Annotated in this window: 1 protein-coding gene and 1 pseudogene; one reads left to right on the forward strand and one right to left on the reverse strand. The window is 71.3% G+C overall.

The window, feature by feature from the left end; translation table 11 throughout:
* Nucleotides 1-124: 124 nt before the first annotated feature.
* Nucleotides 125-3744: pseudogene (locus AD428_RS22740) on the reverse strand (indolepyruvate ferredoxin oxidoreductase family protein).
* 272 nt (nt 3745-4016) lie between these two features.
* On the opposite strand from AD428_RS22740, the gene mutY reads away from it, so the two are divergent.
* A partial coding sequence (gene mutY, locus AD428_RS22745; protein ID WP_152968200.1) for an A/G-specific adenine glycosylase occupies nt 4017-4958 on the forward strand: 942 nt, incomplete at its 3' end.

Consider the following 4958-nt stretch of genomic DNA (forward strand, 5'->3'; position numbering starts at 1 on the left):
CGCCTTGCCCCGGGGCGCAGCCGGCGCCGCGCCCCGGCGTCGAGCGTTTCGACACCGGCCTCACCCGCCGCAAGACCGAGGCCGCCAGCAGCTAGGGCCGCGCCTCCTTATCTACCTTATCCATTTATGCCGCGCGGATGCCGCCCAGCTTCACCACCGTGGCGCTGAAGCCTTCCAGCAGCTTTTCGCGGCGCCGGGCCGCGCGCGCCATGGCGGCTTCCTTCACGGGACCGTAGCCGCGGATTTCCTCGGGCAGGCTGGCCAGCTCGACGGCGCGGTCCAGGTTGCCGCGGTTGAGCTTGCCCAGGATCGCCGCCATGGTTTCGCCGTACTCCCGCATGAGCGCGCGCTCGGCCTTGCGCTCGGCGGCGTAGCCGAAGGGGTCGAATCGCGTGCCGCGCAGAAAGCGCAGGCGCGCCAGCATGCGGAACACGCGCAGCATCCCGTGCCCGTAGGCATGCTTCCGGGGCCGGCCGTCGGGCCCCGGCCGCGCCAGCAGCGGCGGCGCCAGGTAGAAGCGCAGCTTCCAGTCCCCCTCGAACTGTTCGTTGACGCGGGCAAGGAATTCGCCGTCGCTGTAGAGCCTGGCCACCTCGTATTCGTCCTTGTAGGCCATGAGCTTGAAGTAATTGCGCGCCACCGCGATCGCCAGCCGGTCGGTGCCGGTGGCCTCCCGCTCGGCGGCGGCCACCTTGCGCACCAGGGCCTCGTACTTCGCGGCATAGGCCGCGTTCTGGTATTGGGCCAGGTACGCCTTGCGCACGGCGACCAGCCGCTCCAGCTCGGCGGGCGGCTTCTTCAGTTCCAGCACCGGCTTGTGCGCGCGCGGACGGCTGATCTCGACGACCCCGTCGGCAGCCCGGAAGCCGGCTCGTCGCGGTCCAGCTCGCGCAGCAGGCCGGCCAGGTCGTGCGCCGCGCGGCGGCCCCAGCCGAATGCCGCGAGGTTGCGCTCGACCTGCTGGCCGTTGAGCTCGATGGCGCGGCGCAGCGCCTGCGCGGACAGCGGCAGCCAGCCCTTCTGCCAGGCATAGCCCAGCATCAGCGGATTGGCGTAAATGGCGTCTCCCAGCAGACGCAGCGCCAGGCCCGAGGCGTCCACCAGCGCCAGGCGGTCCGGGCCGCAGGCCGCCCGCAGGTCGGCCAACAGGTCCGAGCCGGGCAGCGCCCAGTCCGGGTCGTGCACGAAGGCCGCCGTGGGCAGGGTTTCGCTGTTGAGCAGACCGTGCGTGCGGCCCGGCGCCAGGCGCGCGATCGCATCCGGCCCCGCCGCCACGACGAGATCGCCCGCCAGCAGCAGGTCGGCCTCGCCCATGGCCACGCGCGTATTGAGCAGGGCGCCCGGATCCGCCGCCAGCAGCACGTGCGAGTAGACCGCGCCGCCCTTCTGCGCCAGGCCCGCCATGTCCAGCACCGACGCGCCCTTGCCCTCCAGGTGGGCCGCCATTCCGACGAGCTGGCCGATGGTGACCACGCCCGTGCCGCCCACGCCCGCCACGAACACGCCGTACGGGCGGTCCAGGCCCGGCCGCGACGCCGGCCCGGGCAGACCCTCGTCGGGCGCCGTCTCGCCGCCGCGCATGGCCCGGGGCGGCTTCAGCCGCCCGCCTTCCACCGTCACGAAACTGGGGCAGAAGCCCTTCAGACAGGAAAAGTCCTTGTTGCAGCTCGACTGATTGATGCGGCGCTTGCGGCCGAATTCCGTCTCCAGCGGCTCCACCGAGAGACAGTTCGACTGCTCCGAACAATCGCCGCAGCCCTCGCAGACCCGCTCGTTGATAAGCACCCGGCGCGCCGGGTCGGGATAGGCGTTGCGCTTGCGGCGGCGCCGCTTCTCGGTGGCGCAGGTCTGGTCGTAGATCAGCACCGACACGCCCGGGTATTCGCGCAGCTCGCGCATCACGGCGTCCAGCTCGTCGCGGTGCCTCACGGGCACGCCCGGCGCCATGCCCGCCATGCCGCGGTACTTGCCGGGATCGTCCGTCGCCACCACGATTTTCTCTATGCCCTCGGCCGCCATCTGGCGGCTGATCATGGGCACCGACAGCGGCCCGTCCACCGGCTGCCCGCCGGTCATGGCCACGGCGTCGTTGAACAGGATCTTGTAGGTGATGGGCACGCGCGCCGCCACCGCCGCGCGGATGGCGAGCAGGCCCGAGTGGAAATACGTGCCGTCGCCCAGGTTGGCGAATACGTGCTTTTCCTCGGTAAACGGCGCCTGGCCGATCCAGGGCACGCCCTCGCCGCCCATCTGGGTGCAGACCTGGGTGTTGCGGCCCATCCACGTGACCATGTAGTGGCAGCCGATGCCCGCCATGCCGCGCGAGCCATCCGGCACCCGGGTCGAGGTATTGTGCGGACAGCCCGAACAGAACCACGGCTTGCGCTCGGCCGTCACCCTCGGCCGCGCCAGCGCCGCCTCGCGCCCGGCGATCTCCGCCAGCCGCGCCTCGATGCCCGCGCGCACGTCCTGCGGCAGCGCCATGCGCAGCAGCCGGGCCCCCACGGCCTTGGCCACCATGGCCGGCGAGAACTCGTAGTGCGCCGGCAGCAGCCAGTTGCCCTGGGGCACCGACCACTCGCCGCCGTCCTTGTCGTCGAACTTGCCCACCACGCGCGGAATCTTGCGCCCGCTGCCGATCCAGCCGAACAGCTCCTCCTTGAGCTGGTACTCCAGGATCTGCCGCTTTTCCTCCACCACCAGGATCTCGTCCAGGCCCTCGGCGAAACGCTGCACGCCCGTGGCCTCCAGCGGCCAGACCATGCCCACCTTGAAAACCCGCAGGCCGATGCGCCAGCACACGTCTTCGGTCAGGCCCAGGTCGGCCAGCGCCTGCATGGTGTCCAGGTGCGCCTTGCCCGAGGTCATGATGCCGTAACGGGCCGTGCCGGCCGGCACCGTCCACAGTTCCCGGTTCAGGCCGTTGGCGCGCGCATAGGCCAGGGCTGCGTATAGCTTGTGGTCCAGCAGCCGCGCCTCCTGCTGCAGGGGCGTGTCCGGCACGCGGATGTTGAGGCCGCCGGGCGGCACGTCGAAATCCTCCGGCAGCGCGATCCGCACGCGCTCGGGGTCGACCTCCACCGGCGCCGAAGCCTCCACGATGTCGGTAATGCACTTCAGGCCGACCCACACCCCCGCGTAGCGGCTCATCGCCCAGCCGTGGATGCCGTAGTCCAGCACCTCCTGCACGCTGGCCGGAAACAGCACCGGAATCATGCAGGCCTTGAGTATGTGGTCGCTCTGGTGAGGCAGCGTGGAAGACTTGGCCGGGTGGTCGTCGCCGGCCACCGCCAGCACGCCGCCATGGCGCGAAGTGCCCGCCGCGTTGGCATGCTTGAAGACGTCGCCGCAGCGGTCCACGCCCGGCCCCTTGCCGTACCACATGCCGAACACGCCGTCGTATTTCGCGCCCGGAAACAGATTGACCTGCTGCGAGCCCCACACCGCCGTGGCCGCCAGGTCTTCGTTGACGCCCGGCCGGAACTCGACGTGGTGCGCCTTGAGATGGGCGGACGCCTTCCACATGTTCTGGTCCAGCCCGCCCAGCGGCGACCCCCGGTAGCCCGACACGAAGCCGGCGGTGTTCAAGCCCGCGCGCCGGTCGCGCATGCGCTGCATCATGGGCAGGCGCACCAGCGCATGGATGCCGCTCATCCAGGCGCGGCCGGATTCCAGGGTGTATTTGTCATCGAGCTGGACGGATTCGAGCGCCGCCCGCACCGCGGGCGAGAGGGGAGCATTCATGTCGCCTCCGAGGATCGTCTATCCCCGCCGCCGCCTCCCTGCATGCCCGCCGGACTCCCTTCGTGCCGCGCACGCCGGTATGAGCCCTTGGAGCGGCCCGGCGGCGGCTGTCAACCCGCGGCGGCGCGTGAGCCGCGCGTCGCGCAGACAGGCGCCAGGCCGGACGATGCAAGCTGACGATGTGACGGGGCCGTGCAGTCCAGGCGCGGATGCGCTTGTGGTCCGTCCGTTGTAACCGCTACCCCGCCGCCCGGCAATAGTGCGGTGCGATAATGCCGGCCATGGACTTCGCCTCTCGCATCGCCGCCTGGCAGCGCCGGCATGGCCGCCATGGCCTGCCCTGGCAGCGCAGCCGCGACCCCTACCGGGTCTGGCTCTCGGAAATCATGCTCCAGCAGACGCAGGTGGCCACCGTCATTCCCTATTACGAGCGATTCCTCGAGCGCTTTCCCGACGTGCAGGCGCTGGCCGCCGCCGCCCAGGAAGACGTCATGCCCTACTGGGCGGGCCTGGGCTACTACGCCCGGGCGCGCAACCTGCACCGCTGCGCCCAGGAAGTCGCGCGCGACTGGAACGGCCGGTTTCCGCCCAGCGCCGAACAGATCGCCACCCTGCCCGGCATCGGCCGCTCCACCGCCGCCGCCATCGCCGCCTTCAGCTACGGCGAGCGCTCGCCCATCATGGACGGCAACGTCAAGCGCGTCTTCACCCGCCATTTCGGCATCGAGGGCGATCCCTCGCGGCGCGAGGTGGAACAGCGGCTCTGGGCGCTGGCCGAGGCCCAGGTCGAGGCCGCGCCCGGCCTGGACATGGCCGCCTACACGCAAGGGCTGATGGACCTGGGCGCCACCGTCTGCACCCGCGGCAAGCCCGCCTGCGGGGCCTGTCCGGTGGCGGCCACCTGCGTGGCGCACCGCGATGGCCGCCAGGCCGAACTGCCTGCGCCCAAGGCGCGCAAGGCCATTCCCGAACGCCAGACCGCCATGCTGGTGCTGCAGCACGGCGGCGCCGTGCTGCTCCAGCAGCGCCCGTCGCCCGGCATCTGGGGCGGGCTGTGGAGCCTGCCGGAGTTCGATCCCGGGCAAGACCCCGGCGACGCCTCCCGCGCGCTCGGACTGGAGCCCGAAGGCCGCCACGAACTGGCCGCCTTCGCCCATACCTTCACCCACTACCGCCTGCACGTGCGGCCCTGGTACGTGCCCGTGCGCGCCGCC

The organism is Achromobacter sp. DMS1 (assembly GCF_001270295.1).